At 71.0% G+C, this 15,507-nt stretch carries 16 protein-coding genes; 11 read left to right on the forward strand and 5 right to left on the reverse strand.

Annotated elements, in window-relative coordinates; all coding sequences use genetic code 11:
• Positions 1 to 120: 120 nt before the first annotated feature.
• From NYZ98_RS17600 to NYZ98_RS17625, 6 genes are all read left to right on the forward strand, one after another.
• Entirely contained in the window at positions 121 to 2,538 is a 2,418-nt protein-coding gene (locus NYZ98_RS17600; RefSeq protein WP_262843878.1) for a glycoside hydrolase family 2 protein, read from the forward strand.
• A gap of 160 nt (positions 2,539 to 2,698) precedes the next feature.
• Entirely contained in the window at positions 2,699 to 2,962 is a 264-nt protein-coding gene (locus NYZ98_RS17605) for a phosphoribosyl-ATP diphosphatase (protein WP_262843879.1), read from the forward strand.
• A gap of 56 nt (positions 2,963 to 3,018) precedes the next feature.
• Positions 3,019 to 3,864: an ATP phosphoribosyltransferase gene (hisG, locus tag NYZ98_RS17610; protein WP_262843880.1), complete on the forward strand. Its 846-nt coding sequence runs from the start codon at positions 3,019 to 3,021 to the stop codon at positions 3,862 to 3,864.
• Between the two features lie 145 nt (positions 3,865 to 4,009).
• Positions 4,010 to 4,900: an ABC transporter ATP-binding protein gene (locus NYZ98_RS17615; protein WP_262843881.1), complete on the forward strand. Its 891-nt coding sequence runs from the start codon at positions 4,010 to 4,012 to the stop codon at positions 4,898 to 4,900.
• Positions 4,901 to 4,903: 3 nt separating this feature from the next.
• Positions 4,904 to 5,641 carry an ABC transporter permease gene (locus tag NYZ98_RS17620; RefSeq protein ID WP_262843882.1) on the forward strand — a complete coding sequence of 246 codons (738 nt, stop codon included), beginning with the start codon at positions 4,904 to 4,906 and terminating at the stop codon, positions 5,639 to 5,641.
• Positions 5,642 to 5,645: 4 nt separating this feature from the next.
• Complete coding sequence (locus tag NYZ98_RS17625) at positions 5,646 to 6,863, forward strand: sensor histidine kinase (protein ID WP_262843883.1); 1,218 nt, start codon at positions 5,646 to 5,648, stop codon at positions 6,861 to 6,863.
• Positions 6,864 to 7,460: 597 nt separating this feature from the next.
• Here the strand turns inward: NYZ98_RS17625 and NYZ98_RS17630 are convergent.
• Positions 7,461 to 7,922 carry an ATP-binding protein gene (locus NYZ98_RS17630; protein WP_262843884.1) on the reverse strand — a complete coding sequence of 154 codons (462 nt, stop codon included), beginning with the start codon at positions 7,920 to 7,922 and terminating at the stop codon, positions 7,461 to 7,463.
• 230 nt (positions 7,923 to 8,152) lie between these two features.
• Here NYZ98_RS17630 and NYZ98_RS17635 point away from each other — a divergent pair, with 230 nt between their 5' ends.
• Entirely contained in the window at positions 8,153 to 8,971 is an 819-nt protein-coding gene (locus NYZ98_RS17635; protein WP_262843885.1) for a helix-turn-helix domain-containing protein, read from the forward strand.
• Entirely contained in the window at positions 8,962 to 9,150 is a 189-nt protein-coding gene (locus NYZ98_RS17640) for a DUF397 domain-containing protein (protein ID WP_262843886.1), read from the forward strand. Before NYZ98_RS17635 ends, NYZ98_RS17640 begins: the two co-directional genes overlap by 10 nt.
• Positions 9,151 to 9,192: 42 nt before the next feature.
• Here the strand turns inward: NYZ98_RS17640 and NYZ98_RS17645 are convergent, their stop codons facing one another.
• The 4 genes from NYZ98_RS17645 to NYZ98_RS17660 all read right to left on the reverse strand — a co-directional run bounded on the left by NYZ98_RS17645 (position 9,193) and on the right by NYZ98_RS17660 (position 13,812).
• Positions 9,193 to 9,798, reverse strand: coding sequence for a response regulator transcription factor (locus NYZ98_RS17645; RefSeq protein WP_262843887.1), 606 nt, complete (start codon positions 9,796 to 9,798; stop codon positions 9,193 to 9,195).
• A gap of 456 nt (positions 9,799 to 10,254) precedes the next feature.
• A complete protein-coding gene (locus tag NYZ98_RS17650) occupies positions 10,255 to 11,187 on the reverse strand; it encodes a zinc-binding dehydrogenase (RefSeq protein WP_262843888.1) in 933 nt (310 codons plus the stop codon).
• Between the two features lie 695 nt (positions 11,188 to 11,882).
• Entirely contained in the window at positions 11,883 to 13,073 is a 1,191-nt protein-coding gene (locus NYZ98_RS17655) for an EAL domain-containing protein (RefSeq protein ID WP_262843889.1), read from the reverse strand.
• Positions 13,074 to 13,362: 289 nt separating this feature from the next.
• Positions 13,363 to 13,812, reverse strand: coding sequence for a winged helix-turn-helix transcriptional regulator (locus NYZ98_RS17660; RefSeq protein ID WP_262843890.1), 450 nt, complete (start codon positions 13,810 to 13,812; stop codon positions 13,363 to 13,365).
• Positions 13,813 to 13,901: 89 nt separating this feature from the next.
• Between NYZ98_RS17660 and NYZ98_RS17665 the strand changes: the two genes are divergently transcribed.
• From NYZ98_RS17665 to NYZ98_RS17675, 3 genes are all read left to right on the forward strand, one after another.
• Positions 13,902 to 14,345, forward strand: coding sequence for a VOC family protein (locus NYZ98_RS17665; protein ID WP_262843891.1), 444 nt, complete (start codon positions 13,902 to 13,904; stop codon positions 14,343 to 14,345).
• Positions 14,346 to 14,354: 9 nt separating this feature from the next.
• Complete coding sequence (locus NYZ98_RS17670) at positions 14,355 to 14,693, forward strand: YciI family protein (RefSeq protein WP_262843892.1); 339 nt, start codon at positions 14,355 to 14,357, stop codon at positions 14,691 to 14,693.
• Positions 14,694 to 14,805: 112 nt separating this feature from the next.
• The gene (locus NYZ98_RS17675) at positions 14,806 to 15,462 is read left to right on the forward strand and encodes an acVLRF1 family peptidyl-tRNA hydrolase (protein WP_262843893.1); all 657 of its coding nucleotides are present in this window, start codon (positions 14,806 to 14,808) and stop codon (positions 15,460 to 15,462) included.
• Positions 15,463 to 15,507: the final 45 nt, after the last annotated feature.

The following is a 15,507-nucleotide window of genomic DNA, read 5'->3' on the forward strand; positions in this document are numbered from 1 at the left end:
GTTCAGCACCGGTCGTTTCCGGGGAGGATCAATTCCGGCTCCCGCCGTGGCCCTCCACCGGCCACCCACCCGCGGAGTCGCGCGGCACGGCCGCGAGGGCCGACCTCGAAGGAGACACACGTGAGCTTGTACCGTCCGCTGCACGACGGCTGGACCGTGACCGCCGTATCGGACGAGCGGGGCATCGCCGGCGTCCCGGCCACCGTCCCCGGATGCGTGCACACCGACCTGCTGGCGGCCGGGCTCATCGACGACCCCTACCTGGACGACAACGAGACCCGGCTCACCTGGATCGGCCGTACCACCTGGGCCTACGAGACGTCCTTCACCTGGCACGCGGCCGGGGACGGCGCCGACCGCGCCGACCTGGTGTGCGACGGGCTGGACACCGTGGCGACCGTGGTGCTCAACGGCACCGAGGTGGCCGCCACCGCCAACATGCACCGCTCCTACCGGTTCCCCGTGCGCGACCTGCTGCGCGAGGGCGCCAACACCCTCCAGGTCCGCTTCGGCTCGCCGTACGCCTACGCCGAGGAGCGGAAGGCCGAACTCGGCCCCCGGCCCGGCCCCTACGACGAGCCCTACCAGTTCATCCGCAAGATGGCGTGCAACTTCGGCTGGGACTGGGGGCCGACGCTGGTCACCTCCGGCATCTGGCGCCCGATCGGCCTGCACTCCTGGAGCGGCGCCCGTGTCGCGGCGGTACGCCCGGTGGTGACCCTCGACGGGGGCCGGGGCCGGGTGGAGGCGCACGTCACCGTGGAGCGCGCGGGCCGGTCCGAGGACCCCCTGGTGGTGACCGCGTCTGTCGCGGGCGTCTTCGCCGAGACGCGCCTGGGCCCCGGGGAGCACGAGGCGGTGCTGACACTGGAGGTCCCGGGCCCCGACCCGTGGTGGCCCCGGGGGTACGGCGGGCAGCCGCTGTACCCGCTGGAGGTGCGCCTGGGGCAGGACGACGGCGCGGTCGCCGACACCTGGACCAGGGACATCGGGTTCCGCTCGGTCCGGCTCGACCGCACCGGCGAGGGCTTCACGATCGTCGTCAACGACGTCCCGGTCTTCGTCAGGGGCGCCAACTGGATCCCCGACGACTGCTTCCCCGCGCGGGTCACCGGCGCCCGGCTGGACGACCGGCTCGGCCAGGCGTGCGATGCGGGGATCAACCTGCTGCGCGTCTGGGGCGGCGGCCTGTACGAGAGCACCGACTTCTACGACCGGTGCGACCGGCGCGGGCTGCTGGTGTGGCAGGACTTCCCGTTCGCCTGCGCCGCCTACCCCGAGGAGGAGCCGTTCGCCTCCGAGGTCGAGGCCGAGGCGCGCGAGGCGGTCACCCGCCTGGCGCCGCACCCGAGCCTGGTGCTGTGGAACGGCAACAACGAGAACATCGAGGGTCACGCCGACTGGGGCTGGCGGGAGGAGCTCGGCGAGCGCACCTGGGGCGCCGGGTTCTACTACGACCTGCTGCCCCGGGTGGTGGCCGAGCTCGACCCGGCCCGGCCCTACTGGGCGGGCAGCCCGTACTCCGGGGCGCCCGGCCTGCCGCCGAACGACCCCGCGCGGGGCACCATCCACATCTGGGACGTGTGGAACCGCGAGGACTACCTGCGCTACGGCGAGTACCGTCCCCGGTTCGTCGCGGAGTTCGGCTTCCAGGGCCCGCCCGCGTACGCCACCCTGCGCCGCGCGCTCACCGGCGGGCCGCCGGCCGTCGGCTCGCCGGCCCTGGCGCACCACCAGAAGGCGGCCGACGGCGACGCCAAGCTGCTGCGCGGCCTCGGCGCCCACCTGCCCGCGCCCACGACGTTCGACGACTGGCACTACCTGACCCAGCTCAACCAGGCCCGCGCCGTCGCGTTCGGCATCGAGCGCTTCCGCTCGCTCGCGCCGTACTGCATGGGCACGATCATGTGGCAGCTCAACGACTGCTGGCCCGTCGTCTCCTGGGCGGCCGTCGACGGCGACGGGCGGCGCAAACCCCTGTGGTACGCGCTGCGCCGCGTGTACGCCGACCGGCTGCTGACCGTCCAGGACGCGGCGGTCGTCGTCGTCAACGACACCGGCGCCGAATGGACCGGCGAGCTGTCGGTGGCCCGGCTGAGCCTGGCGGGGGAACCGCTGGCCAAGGGCACCTTCCCGGTGAGCGTCCCGGCGCGCGGCACCCTGCCCGTGCCGCTGCCCGCCTCGCTGGCCGAGGCCGGGGACCCCGCCCGGGAGGTCCTGACGGCCCGCCTCGGCGAGGAGACCGCCCTGCGGTTCTACGCCGAGGACACCCAGGTGGCGTTCCCCGAGGCGGAGTTCGACGTGGCGGCCGAGCCGGTCCCCGGCGGGGCGCGGGTGACGGTGACCGCGCGGACGCTCGTCCGCGAGCTGGCGCTGTTCCCCGACCGGCTCGACCCGGCCGCCGAGGTGGACGACATGCTGGTGACCCTGCTCCCGGGTGCCGCGGCGACCTTCCTGGTCCGGTCGCCGGGCGAGCTGGACCTGGCCGCGCTGACCGCCTACCCGGTGCTGCGCTGCGTCAACGAGGCCGGGCGGTGAGGCGCGCGGCGGACCCCGGGGGACGCCGCTGAACCAGGTGATCGGGGACGCCGTTCGTCAACCCGGCGAACGGCGCGATCCGGCGAAGTGGGTGCTTAGCACGTGTCCCGTCGATGGCCGACTACGCTTGACGGGCAGGCACACCGACGTGAGAGAGACCATGAAGACCTTCGAAGAGCTGTTCGCCGAGCTGTCCGACAAGGCGCGCACCCGCCCCGCGGGTTCGGGCACCGTCGCGGCCCTGGACGCCGGCGTCCACTCCATCGGCAAGAAGGTCGTGGAGGAGGCCGCCGAGAGCTGGATGGCGGCCGAGCACGAGTCCACCGACCGGGCGGCCGAAGAGATCTCCCAGCTCCTCTACCACGTGCAGGTTCTCATGATCGCCCGTGGCATCGGGCTCGACGAGGTCTACAAGCATCTTTAGGCCGGGCCTCCCGGCCTCGCCGGCCTCGTTCCGCTCCGATCAGAAGGACCGACACCATGATCCGCCTCGCCGTACCGAACAAGGGCGCCCTCACCGAGGCCGCCCAGACCATACTGAGGGAAGCGGGCTACCGCCCGCGCAAGGACTCCAAGGAGCTCGTGGTCGTCGACCCCGACAACTCCTGCGAGCTGTTCTTCCTGCGCCCCCGCGACATCGCCGTCTACGTCGGCGAGGGCACGCTGGACGTGGGCATCACCGGCCTCGACATGCTCGCCGACTCCGGCGCCCCCGCCGAGGAGATCATGCCGCTGGGGTTCGGCGCCTCCACCTTCCGCTTCGCGGCCAGGGCCGGCACGTTCACCTCCGTCAAGGACCTCCAGGGCATGCGCGTCGCCACCTCCTACGCGGGCCTGCTCGGCAAGCACCTCGCCGACATGGGCGTCGAGGCCAGGGTGATCAAGCTCGACGGCGCCGTCGAGACCGCGATCCACCTCGGCGTCGCCGACGCCGTGGCCGACGTCGTGGAGACCGGCACCACCCTGCGCAACGTCGGCCTGGAGGTCTTCGGCGACCCGATCGCCCACTCCCAGGCCGCCCTGATCAAGCAGGTGGGGGCCAAGGAGGCCAACGGCGTCCAGCAGCTCATCCGGCGCCTGCAGGGCGTGCTGGTGGCCCGCGACTACGTCATGATCGACTACGACATCCGGGCCGAGCGCATCGACGAGGCCATCGCGATCACTCCCGGCATGGAGGGGCCCACGGTGTCCCCGCTGCACCGCGAGGGCTGGGTCGCCGTCCGCGCCATGGTCCCCCGCAAGGGACACCAGCAGATCATGGACCAGCTCTGGGAGATCGGCGCCAAGGCCGTCCTGGCCACCGCCATCTTCGCCTGCCGCGTGTGACCGTCCCGGCGGCCGGAGTGCGCGGGGGCGTTCGCGAACGTCCCCGCGTCCGGCGCGCCGGGGCCGGGCCCGATGACAAATGTCACCGGCAAGGCCGGACGAGCGGCACTGAGGATCTTCCGCACGTCTCCCTACCGTTGGTCGCATGAACGCCATCACGCTCAGCGCCGTGAGCAAGAGCTACGGAGAGGTCCTGGCCGTCGACGGCCTGAGCCTCACCATGGAGCGGGGGCGCACCGTCGCCCTGCTCGGCCCCAACGGGGCGGGCAAGTCCACGACGATCAACATGCTGCTCGGTCTGGTCCGGCCGACCGCCGGGGACATCCGCGTCCTCGGGCACACCCCCGACGAGGCGGTGCGGCGCGGGGAGATCGGCGCGATGCTCCAGGAGGGGACGCTGATCCCCGAGATGACCGTGCGCGAGCTGGTCGACTTCATCCGCCGCCTCTACCCCGAGCCGCTGCCGCTCGACGAGGTCCTGCAGATGGCGGACCTGACCGCCCTGGCCGGGCGCCGGGCCGGCAAACTGTCCGGCGGGCAGGCCCAGCGCGTCAGGTTCGCCCTGGCCATCGCCGGGGCGCCCGCGCTGCTGGTCCTGGACGAGCCGACCGCCGCCATGGACGTCGAGTCGCGCCGGGCCTTCTGGGCGAACATGCGGAACTACTCGGCGCAGGGCCGCACGGTCCTGTTCGCCACCCACTACCTCGAAGAGGCCGACGAGAACTCCGACCGGGTGATCGTCGTCGCCCGGGGCAAGGTCGTCGCCGACGGCACGGCCGCGGAGATCAAGGCGGGCGTCGGCGGGAGCGTCGTGGGCTTCTCGCTCGGCGAGCAGTCGTCGGCCGGTCTCGACGCGCTGCCGGGGGTCACCGCGGTCGAGATCCTCGCCGGATCGGTGACGCTGCGCACCGCCGACCCCGACGCCACCGTCGCCGCGCTCTACCGAGGAACGTCGCTGGAGGTGCGCGATCTCCAGATCAACGGGGCCGACCTGGAGGACGCCTTCCTCGCCCTGACCCAGCCCGCGGAGGCCTGAACCATGCTGAACTACATCACGTTCGAAGCCAAGCGGATGCTGCGCAACAAGCGGTACATCATCTTCGTGGTGGCCTTCCCCGTCGCCTTCTACCTGCTGTACTCCAACCTGTGGGGCGACCAGGTCGACGACGGCACCGGCGTGAAGGCCACCGTCATCCTCATGGTCTCCATGGCCGCCTACGGCGCGCTGGCCGCCTCGCTCATGTCGACGTCGGTGCCCTGGTCGCAGGAGCGGCAGACCGGCTGGCTGCGCCAGCTCCAGATCACGCCGCTGCCGAGCTGGATGATCATCCTGACGAAGCTGATCGCGTCGCTGCTGCTGGTCCTGCCGTCCCTGCTGCTGGTCGTCCTCGCCGCCGTGGTCACCCAGCACGTCTCGCTCGGCGCCGGTCAGTGGGCCACGCTCATCCCGATCATGTGGATCGGCACGATCCCGTTCGCCGCCCTCGGCCTCATGATCGGCTCGCTCGTGCCGCCGGACACCGCACAGCCGCTCGCCATGATCAGCATGTTCGGCCTGGCGCTCCTCGGCGGCCTGTGGTTCCCCGTCTCCATGCTGCCCCAGACCATGCAGACCATCGCCCACGCCCTGCCGTCCTACGACTACGCCGACATCGGCTGGGAGATCGTCGCCGGGCACACCCCACCGGCGTCCGCGGTCGCCGGGCTCCTCGCCTGGGCGGTGGCCCTCGGCGCCCTGGCGCTGTTCGCTTACCGCCGGGCCACGGTCCGGGCCTGACGCCATGAGCCGCCTGCGCAACGTCTTCACCTTCGGCGGGCCCGACGGCGGGGTGAACCGCTGGCGGCGCCTGGCGGGCATGTCCGTCGGGCTGGTCTACCTGTTCTCCCCGGTGACCGACCTGCTCTCCGGGTCGGTCACCGGGCCGAAGGCGTACGCGGAGGTCGCCGCCCTGCTGGCCTTCGTCGCGACCTACGTCGCCACCGCGCTGAGCCCCCGCAGCGAAGGGGAGCGCGGCCCGTGGACGCTCCCGCTGCTCGGGGCCACGGCCCTGATGTCCGCGATCTTCCCGTTGCTGTTCGGCGGCGGCTGGCTGGCGCTCCCCATCTACGTCACCGTCGTGATCAGCATGGCCCTGCCGCCGAGGGCGGCGGTGGCCGGGATCGTGGTGATGGCCGCGGTCGTGTTCGGCGACGGGATGCTCATCGACGCCGACGAGACCACCATCTGGCTGCTGGTCCTGCAGGTCGTCACCCTCGGGATCCTGTTCATGACCGTTCGCAACACCCGCACCCTGAACACCGAACTGCGCGAAGCCCAAGGCGAGGTGGCCCGGCTGGCGGCCGGCGAGGAACGCCTGCGCATCGCGCGCGACCTGCACGACCTGCTCGGGCACAGCCTGTCGCTCATCGTGCTCAAGAGCGAGCTCGCCGGGCGGTTCTTCGAACAGGGCTCCGCCAAGGCGGGCGACGAGATCCGCGACATCGAGTCGGTGGCCCGCCTCGCGCTCCAGGAGGTCCGCGAGGCCGTCACCGGCTACCGCCAGCGCGGCCTCACCGAAGAACTCGACAACGCGCGCGCCGCGCTGAGCGCCGCCAGCGTCACCGTCACCGTCCGCACGTCCGGCACCCCGCTCCCTGACGCCCTCGACGGCCTGTTCGGCTGGGCCGTACGCGAAGGGGTCACCAACGTCATGCGGCACGCCAAGGCGAGCCGGTGCGACATCACGGTGACCTGCGAGGACGGCGTCGCGAGCCTGAGCGTCGCCGACAACGGCCGCAACGCCGGCCCGTACATCCCCGGCAGCGGCCTCACCGGCCTGACCGAACGCGTCGAAGCCGCCGGCGGCACCGTACGCTCCGGGCCGCAGCCTGACTCGGCTCCGGGCTTCCAGCTCCGCATCGACGTCCCCTATCCTCGCCCCACCTCCCCGGCCGTTCCGGCCTCTTCGCCCCCTTCCTCCCAACCCGTCCCTGACCCGCCTCAGCCCTCCCGTCCTTAACCTGGCCGTCCGCCTTCTGGGTTGGTTTGGTGTGCTGGTGGTGTCGGGGTTGGGGTCGGTGGGCTTGTCGGTGTTCCCCACCCGTTGCCGGGTTGGGTGGGCGAGGTGGTGTTGCCCACCCGACCCCGTGCGTGGCCGGGGGCGGTTGGTCAGGTTGCGGTCGCTGCCGGGTCGCGGGCTTGGTGTGTCCCGCGAGCCCACTCGTGCCGGGCTGCGCGGTGATCCCGCTGGGGTCGTGTGATCCATCGCCACCTCGACCTATTCTTACTTGCCCGGTGTCCGCCGTTTGGTCTTTCGGTCCTCGTTTCCGCGTCTGGGGTGCGGGGGTTGGGGTCGGTGGGCGTGTCGGTGTTGCCCACCCGTTGCCGGGTTGGGTGGGCGAGGAGGTGTTGCCCACCCAACCCCGTACTTGGCTGGGGATGGTGGGTCATGTCGCGGTTCCGGCTGGGTCCCAGGCTTGGGGCGTCCCCCCGCAAGCTCTACCGTGACGGGGTAGCGGGCCGGAAATACGCCCCACCCAGGGCATGGGGCCGTCGCCAGAGGGACGAGTCGGTTTCCGGCATGTCCCGATCCGAGTGTGCCGGAGCCGGACTTGGCTCACTCAGACGCGTACCGTCGCGTTCTCGATGGGCGATGAAGTGCGCACCAGACAACCTTGCCGCCGGAGGCCGGCCGGCGATACCCCCATCTTGTCGCGACCGCATCCACCAACTGGAGGCCACGCCCGCCCTCGTCCTCAGGACCGGCGGCCTTGAGCATCGGGGGCGTGCGGCAGGTATCTCCCACCTCGATCACGACAAGTCCCGCGACCCGGTACACGTCGACTGAGATATGACCGGCGCCCGCGTTCCGCGTTCCCATTACTGCGGATCCTCTCGATTCCATTGTGGCCTTGACCGCGTTCGTCACCAGTTCCGAGACAACCAGCTCGGCGAGATCGGAGAGCTCTTCCCACCGCCATTTCAAGAGGACCCTCCTGACATGCGCTCGCGCCAGGGACGCGGCGTCGAGCCGAGCCGGAATCTCCACGTACAACTCCCGCGCCCTGACGCCCGCCATGCCCTGCCTCCGTAATCCGCGTCTGATTCGCTCCCGGTCCCAGGCATGCCGTATCGATGGTGACCCTTATCGCCGGCCTGCCGGATCCTGAATTTCATCCCCCATCGTGTACGCGTCCGACTACGTTGAGTGTTCGGTCCGCCGCACGGAATTACACCGTCCCGGTGGGCTGCCAGTGGGTCTGTGGGACTGGACTCGCGTGACGGGACACGGGAGATCACATGGGGAAAATGGTCGATATCGACCCGGAAGCGTCCGCGGCGGCACGGTTCGCGTACGAGCTCAGGCGACACCGCCTGATGGCCGGGCTTACCCAGGGGCAGGTTGGGCGCAGGATCGGATTCTCCGAAAGCATGATCGGCATGGTCGAGACGCTCAAACGTGAACCCACCGAGGGCTTCGCTCGCCTGTGCGACCGTGTCTTCCGCCTGGACGGCGTCCTATATGGGCTCTATAAAGAGGCCTGGCCACCCCCTCCACCGGTTCCCGAGCACTTCCGTGACTGGGCGGCCGAAGAACTACGAGCCACCACACTCCGTCTGTGGGATCCCCTCCTCATCCCGGGCCTCTTCCAGACTGAGACGTACGCGCGATGGATCATCGAGTGCGCCCCTGGCATCACCTCTGAGGAGGTGGACCAACGTGTATCCAGCAGAATGCAGCGCAAGAGAGCACTTTTTGGCGATGATCCACCTATGGTCTGGTCCGTCATCGACGAGGGCGTTCTGTGCAGACCGGTCGGAAGCACGTCAATCGTGCGCGAGCAACTAGAACATCTTGTTGAGATGGCACGCCATCCCAAGGTCACCATTCAAGTCGTTCCATACGGCGCTAGAGCCGGAGCAGGGCTTCTAGGTGCCTTCGGTATAGCGGAAATGCGAGGCATCCCTTATACCGTTTATGTGGAGAGTCAACCACACGGACGGACGATCGACGAGCGAAGCCTGATCACAAAGATCGTGAATCGGTATGACGCCATCCGGGGCGAGGCCCACTCCCAGTCCCTATCTTTGAAGATGATCGAGGAAGCGGTGCGGAAATGGATCTGAGCCAGGCCAGGTGGCGGAAGGCGCGTCGGTCGGGGGATGACGGGGGTATGTGCGTCGAAGTGGCCACCAACCTGCCGGGGGCCGTGGCCGTGCGGGACTCCAAGTGGCCGGGTGGGCCCGTGCTCGTCTTCGGACCCGGTGAATGGGCCGTCTTTCTGGACAGCGTGAGGGGCCGGTAGCACGCCATTCAGGAGCCCGGTAGTACGTCGTTCGGGGCGGGGTCAGAGCCAGCCTTGGGCTTGGGCGCGTTGGACTGCTTCTATGCGGTTGCGGGCGTGGGTCTTTCCGATGGCCGAGGAGAGGTAGTTGCGGACGGTGCCCTCCGACAGGTGGAGCCGCCGGGCGATGTCGCCGATGGTGGAGCCGTCGGCGGCGGCGTCCAGGACGTCTCGCTCGCGCACGGACAGCGGGTTCGGCCCGGCGCTCAGCGCGGCGGCGGCCAGAGCCGGATCGATGACGCGTTCGCCCGCGAGGACGCGCCTGATAGCGGCGGCCAGCTCACGGGCGGGGCTGTCCTTGACCATGAAGGCCGTGGCGCCCGCCTCCATGGCCCGCCGCAGGTAGCCGGGCCTGCCGAAGGTGGTGAGGATCATGACGCGGCAGCCCGGCGCCTCCTTGGAGATGCGGGCCGCCGCGGTGATGCCGTCCATCACCGGCATCTCGATGTCGAGGAGGGCGATGTCGGGCCGCACGGAGAGCACCACGGCCAGGGCCTCCTCGCCGGTGGACGCCTCACCCACGACCTCGATGTCCGGCTCCAGCCCGAGCAGGGACGCGAGCGCGCCCCGGACCATCGCCTGGTCCTCGGCGAGCACGACCTTGATCATCAAGGCTCCCGGATGTCGAGCGATCGTCCGGGCCGGGGGTGGTGACCGGACGGCTTGCTGCAGGGCCCGCGAACGTTCACCGGCTTCCCGCCGCACAAGGCGCCGACGTCGCCGTTTCCCACCCCACCGCGTTGGCGCCTTCTAAAGGAGCGTCAAGGAGCGTCACGGCGGAACGACGGCGAGGACCCGTCAGCGTTCGCGGGACACCACCCTAGAGGGTCAAGGGCCGGCCGGAGTCGAGGTGGTCAGGGGGGTGGAGGTTGTCGCAAAGCTCCATGAAGCGGTGATGGCGTGCTTACCGTGTCCATGAAGCTGTGATGGAGCGTGCTTACCGCTTGTTCCCGGTGTTGGACGTCAGGACGTGGATCATGCTCGAACCTGCTCAGCGATGACGACGGCGTTGTAGCAGGCGCGGCCTTCCGCGTCGCAGCTCTCCCGACCTTGGAGGCAGGAGCCCTACCGGCCGTCTCCCACGGTCAATACGGCCTTGCCGCGTATCTCGCGGCGGGCCAGGGCGTCGAGCGCGTCGGGGGTCTTCTCCCAGGGGAGGGCCAGGCCGATCCGGGGGGTGAGCCGCCCGTCGGCGACAAGGGCGGTGAGGATGGCCAGGTCCTCGCCCTTGGTCTCCTCCGGTACCGGGCTGATGAAGCCGACGATGTGCGCGTTCCAGCCCTGGGCGTAGAAGTCGGCCAGGCGCAGCTCGGCCGCGCCGCCGATGTTGCCGTACCAGGCGAGATGTCCACCGGGGGCGATCCGCCGTACGGCCTGCGCGGTGAGCGGGCCACCGATGCCGTCCAGAACCAGGTGGAAGGGGCCGAGCGTGTCGTCCTCCAGGGAGGTGACCACCTGATGGGCACCCAACGCATGTGCCTCGGCCTCCCGCTCCGGGTCACTGACCTGGGCCGTGACGTGGGCCCCCGCCGCGACGGCGAGCTGCACCGCGAACTGCCCGACCCCCCCGGTGGCGCCGGTGACCAGCACCTTGCGGCCGAGCACCGCACCGCCCACGCGCAGGGCTCGCAGCGCGGTCAGCCCGGCGATGGGCAGGGTAGCCGCCTCCTCGAAGGAGACGCGGTCGTCGAGGGCGGCCAGGCAGTGAGCGGGTACCGAGATCCGCTCTGACCAGCCCTCCCAGTCCAGATAACCGGCCACCCTGGTGCCCGCGACCGGGCCGCCGCCGTCGGCGGCGGCCCGGACGACGACACCCGCCACGTCCTGCCCCGGCCGCCAGCCGTCCGGACGACGGGCGATGAGATTGAGCTCGTCGTGGTTCACGGCGTACGCCCGCACCTCGACCACGGCCTCATGAGGTCCCGGCGACGGCTCCGGCAGATCGTCGGCCAGCCGCAGTCCGGCGCGCCCGCCCGGGTCGGTGATGAATCCACGCATGCCGCATCCGTTTCTCAGACCAGAACTTGCAGGCGACACAACATAGGTACCTACTTCGACATTCCGCCACGGCCCGCTCCCCCTCACCGGAGGGAGATGCGCCTGCCGGGGAACCCATGACCTGGGAATGCCGTGCGCAACCTAACCCACCACCCTCGGCGAACCACATCCACCACCCCGGCCAGGCCCGCGACCTAACCCACCACCCCCGGCGAACCACATCCACCACCCCGGCCAGGCCCGCGACCTAACCGACCATCCCCGGCGAACCACACCCGCCACCCGGCCGCGCCCGCAACCTAACCGACCATCCCCGGCGAACCACACCCCCGCCACCCCCCGGCGACTCACGGGGTTGGGTGGGCAACACCTTCTGGCCCACCGAATCCGGCAACGGGTGGGGGCACCCGACTCGACCACTGATCCCGGCGGGGGCGCCCTGTGCCCGCGCCCGTGACCCGGCCGGGCCCGCAACCCAACCCACCACCCCCGGCGAACCACACCCCACCGCCCCTGGCGAACCGCACCCACCACTGCTGGCGAACCACACCCACCGCCCCTGGCGACTTACGGGGTTGGGTGGGCAACACCTTCTGGCCCACCCAACCCGGCAACGGGTGGGTGGCACCGACTCGCCCACCGACCCAAGCCCCGACCCCACCAGCACACCCAGACAGACCCCCATCGGCCTCAGGTCAGCGGGGAGTCGATCTGAGGTCGGCGACGTGGCGGATGAGGTCGCTGACGTGGACGACGCCCATGCAGCGGCCCACCTCGTCGACCACGACCAGGTCGTCGTACACGCGTGCGGCGTCCTTGCCCGCGAGTTGCATGGCGGCGATGGCCGGGGTCGTCTTGGGGACGACGCGCGGCGGGTCGGCGAGGCGGTGCGCGGGCTTCTTGGCGTGCAGCGCGTGCCCGTACGGTCCGGCGATGGACAGCAGGAAGCGGCTGCGTTCGACGCTGCCGCGCGGGCGCTGGTACTCGTCGACCAGGACGACGCTGGTGATGGACGGTTCGGTGCCGAGGGCGTCGACGACGTGCTCGGCCGTGGCCCCCATGGCCAGTGTCACGGCGGGCATGAGGAACTCCTGCACGCGCGGGCCGAGGTCGATCGCCGCCGGCTCGGGTTCCGAGGGGACGGGCAGGGGGACGTGGACGCGGCCGTGTGAGGGGCGCCAGTCGAGCGGGGCCAGCAGCGGGCCCTGGGCCAGCCGGACGCCCCACCCGCGCAGCGCGCTGAGCTGCGCCTCGTTCCGCACCTGCGGGGCCAGGACGTGCACGCCCATGCCTCTGGACATGTGCGCGACGGCCTCGGCGAGCGCGTTGCGTCTTGGGTCGCGCGGGATGCGTTCCACCAGTTCGGGCGACAGGACCACCGCGTACGGCGCGGCGTCGGCGATCAGGTCGAGGGGCACGTGCGAGGTGCCGAGGCCGCCCATGGCCACCAGGTAGCCGATGGTGCGCAGGCCGTCGATGCCGGTGAGCAGCGCCCGGCGGTCCTCGGAGGCGAAGTCGCCGGAGATGACCAGGATCACCTCGCGGGGCCGCCGGCTCGTGGCCCGCATCGCCTCGTGGAGCGGTGCCAGCGCGGCCAGGCCCTGGATCACGACCCCCGAGGCCACGGTCAGGACGAGAGGAAGAAGCGCCTCTTCGCGCGCGGCCGCGTACGCGGCGGCGATCGTCGGCGAGATGTCCCGGGACATGCCGGTGGGGGACGGCTCGGCGGTGGCCTCGACGGCGATCACGCCGCCGCTGTCGAGGTCGACGATGGGCAGGAAGGTCGCGGGTCCCCCGGAGCCGGGAGGGCCTTCGGGGGATCGGGGGAAGGGGGCGGCCGGCGCGGGGAGCGGGGTGGCCGGGGGAGCGGGTCGGGGGACCGTCACGTAGGGATTGTGCTGCTTGATCAGGCTTTATAGCGCTCAGGCGGAATGAAGTTCACCGACATTTCCCGGTCTGTTGGATGGGGGGTTTCCTCCATGGGAACCGGACACGGGAACGTGACAGGACGGTAGGGGGAATCTGACTGAAACGACGCCGGGCCTGGGGCGATGGTCGTCGTTGGACGCCTTCGTGCATGCGAAGGCGTCTTCCCTCATCGTGGTGCTGAGCGCGACGTCGATCCTCGCGCGTCAATAAGGCGCCGATGGAAGCCGGCGTCACGGCCTATGGTCATCAGGCCGAACCCGGGCCTGGGAGAAGGTCGACGTCGTCGGCGTGCATCGGCTCTCCGCAATGACTGCAGCGCGGGTCGACGTGGCCGATTTGCCCGCAGGCGTGGTGGCGGTACAGGACGGGAGGCCCGGCCTCGCCGGCGAGCCAGCGGTCACCCCACCGCGCCATCACCATGAGCATCTCGACGAGGTCGGCGCCCTTGGCGGTGAGGTGGTACTCGTGGCGGGGGCGGGCGTCGTAGGGCAGCCGTTCGAGCACGCCCTGTTCGACCAGGTGGTTGAGCCGCTCGGTGAGTACCTTGCGGGAGATCCCGAGGTCGGCCTGGATGTGGTCGAAGCGGCGCACCCCGGCCCACACGTCGCGCAGGATCAGCGGCGACCAGGGCTCGCCGATCACGTCCAAGGTGCGCGCGATGGAACACGCCATCTCCCCGAACCGCGTTCGCTGCATGGCAGCAATCTAGCAAGTGGGGTTCCCTTACGGAACCCGGGGGTGCTAGCTTCCACAGCGTCTCTTAAAGAAACCTCGAAGGGGATCCGATGACATTCATAAGACGCTTCGACCACGTCGGCATCACCGTCGCCGACCTCGACGCCGTGACGGCGTTCTTCGTCGGCCTCGGTCTGGAGGCCGACCGGAAGATGGCCGTCGAAGGCGAGTTCCTGGACACGGTGATCGGCACGACCGGCGCCCGCACCGAGATCGTCATGCTGCGGCCGCCCGGCGGAGGCACGACGCTGGAGCTCTCCAGCTTCACGCGGCCGGACCACCTCCCGGGTTCGCCCGCCGCGCCGGCCAACGAGCTGGGCCTGCGCAACGTCGCCTTCGAGGTGCACGACCTCCACGCCGCGGTCGGTCACGCCGCGGCCGGTGGTTACGGCCTGGTGGGAGGCGTCGGCGAATACGAGGGCGTGTGGCGGATGGCCTACGTCCGCGGGCCCGAAGGCATCATCGTCTCGCTGGCCGAGCGCATCGAGAAGTAGGGAGACGTCATGAGCACGACCGTGACCGACGAACAGATCCGGGCTCTGGCCGCGACCGCGAAGCCCTACAGCCTGGCGCTCCTTCACTGGGGGCCGCAGCGGACCATGGAAGGCGCGGGCGCGATCGAACTCGAACACCAGCGGCGCATGGTGTCGCTGCGCGCCGAGGGGGTGATCGCGATCCTGTGCCCGGTCGCCTCCGACACCGTGGCCGGCGTCGCGATCATGACCGTGCCGGCCGGAGAGGCCGCGGAGATCATGGCCGGGGACCCCTGCGTGCGGGCCGGGATGATCCGCTGTGAGGTCCACCCGTGCCACGGCTTCCCCGGAGACGCCCTCCCCGCATGAACGATCCCGGCCGGGGGCGATATGCGCCACTGCGGTGGGGGCTAGCACAAGGCGGAGGGGCGGCCGCGGCGGCCGGTGTCGAGGTGGGGGCGGTCCGGTACTGTCGCCGGGTATGACGTCACGACCGGCGGCGGGCGGGGGCCGATGGGTGTCGGTCGAGCCGGAGCGCCTCGAAGGCTGGCTGCGCAGGTTCCAGGACCGGCACGGCCCGGTGGAGGCGGCCCTGAGCGGCGACGTCGTACGGTTGCGCGCCGAGGACGGCTCCGTGGCCGAGTGTCACGTGCCGTTCCCCCCGCTCACCGCCGCCGAGGGGCTCGCGGCGGCGCTGGTCGGGCACGCGGGGACGGATCGCCGGGTGGGGGTGCTCCTGGTACGGCTGGGAGGGCACGCGGCGGGCGTGTTCGAGGGGGGACGGCTGGTCGCCTCCAAGGTGGGCTCACGGCTCGTCCACGGGCGCAGCGCGGCGGGCGGCTGGTCCCAGCACCGCTTCGCGCGGCGCAGGGAGAAGCAGGCGAGCGAGGCGTCGCAGGCGGCGGCGGACGTCGCCGTACGGGTGCTCGTCCCGGAGGTGGGGACGCTGGCCGCCGTCGTGTTCGGCGGGGACCGCAGGGCGGTCGACGCGCTTCGCGCGGACCGCAGGCTCGCCGGGGTGTTCGCCCTGGAGACCGGCCCCTTCCTCGACGTCCCCGACCCCAGGCTGGCCGTCCTCCAGGAGACGCCCCAGCGCTTCCGCGCCGTCCGGATCCGGGTGCTCGAGCCTGGCGCGTGACCGGGACTACGCCCGTTCAGGTGGTGGCTCCGCAGGAGCCACAGG

Source organism: Sphaerisporangium corydalis, from assembly GCF_025506355.1.
In the GTDB taxonomy this organism is placed as follows: Bacteria; Actinomycetota; Actinomycetes; order Streptosporangiales; family Streptosporangiaceae; genus Sphaerisporangium; species Sphaerisporangium corydalis.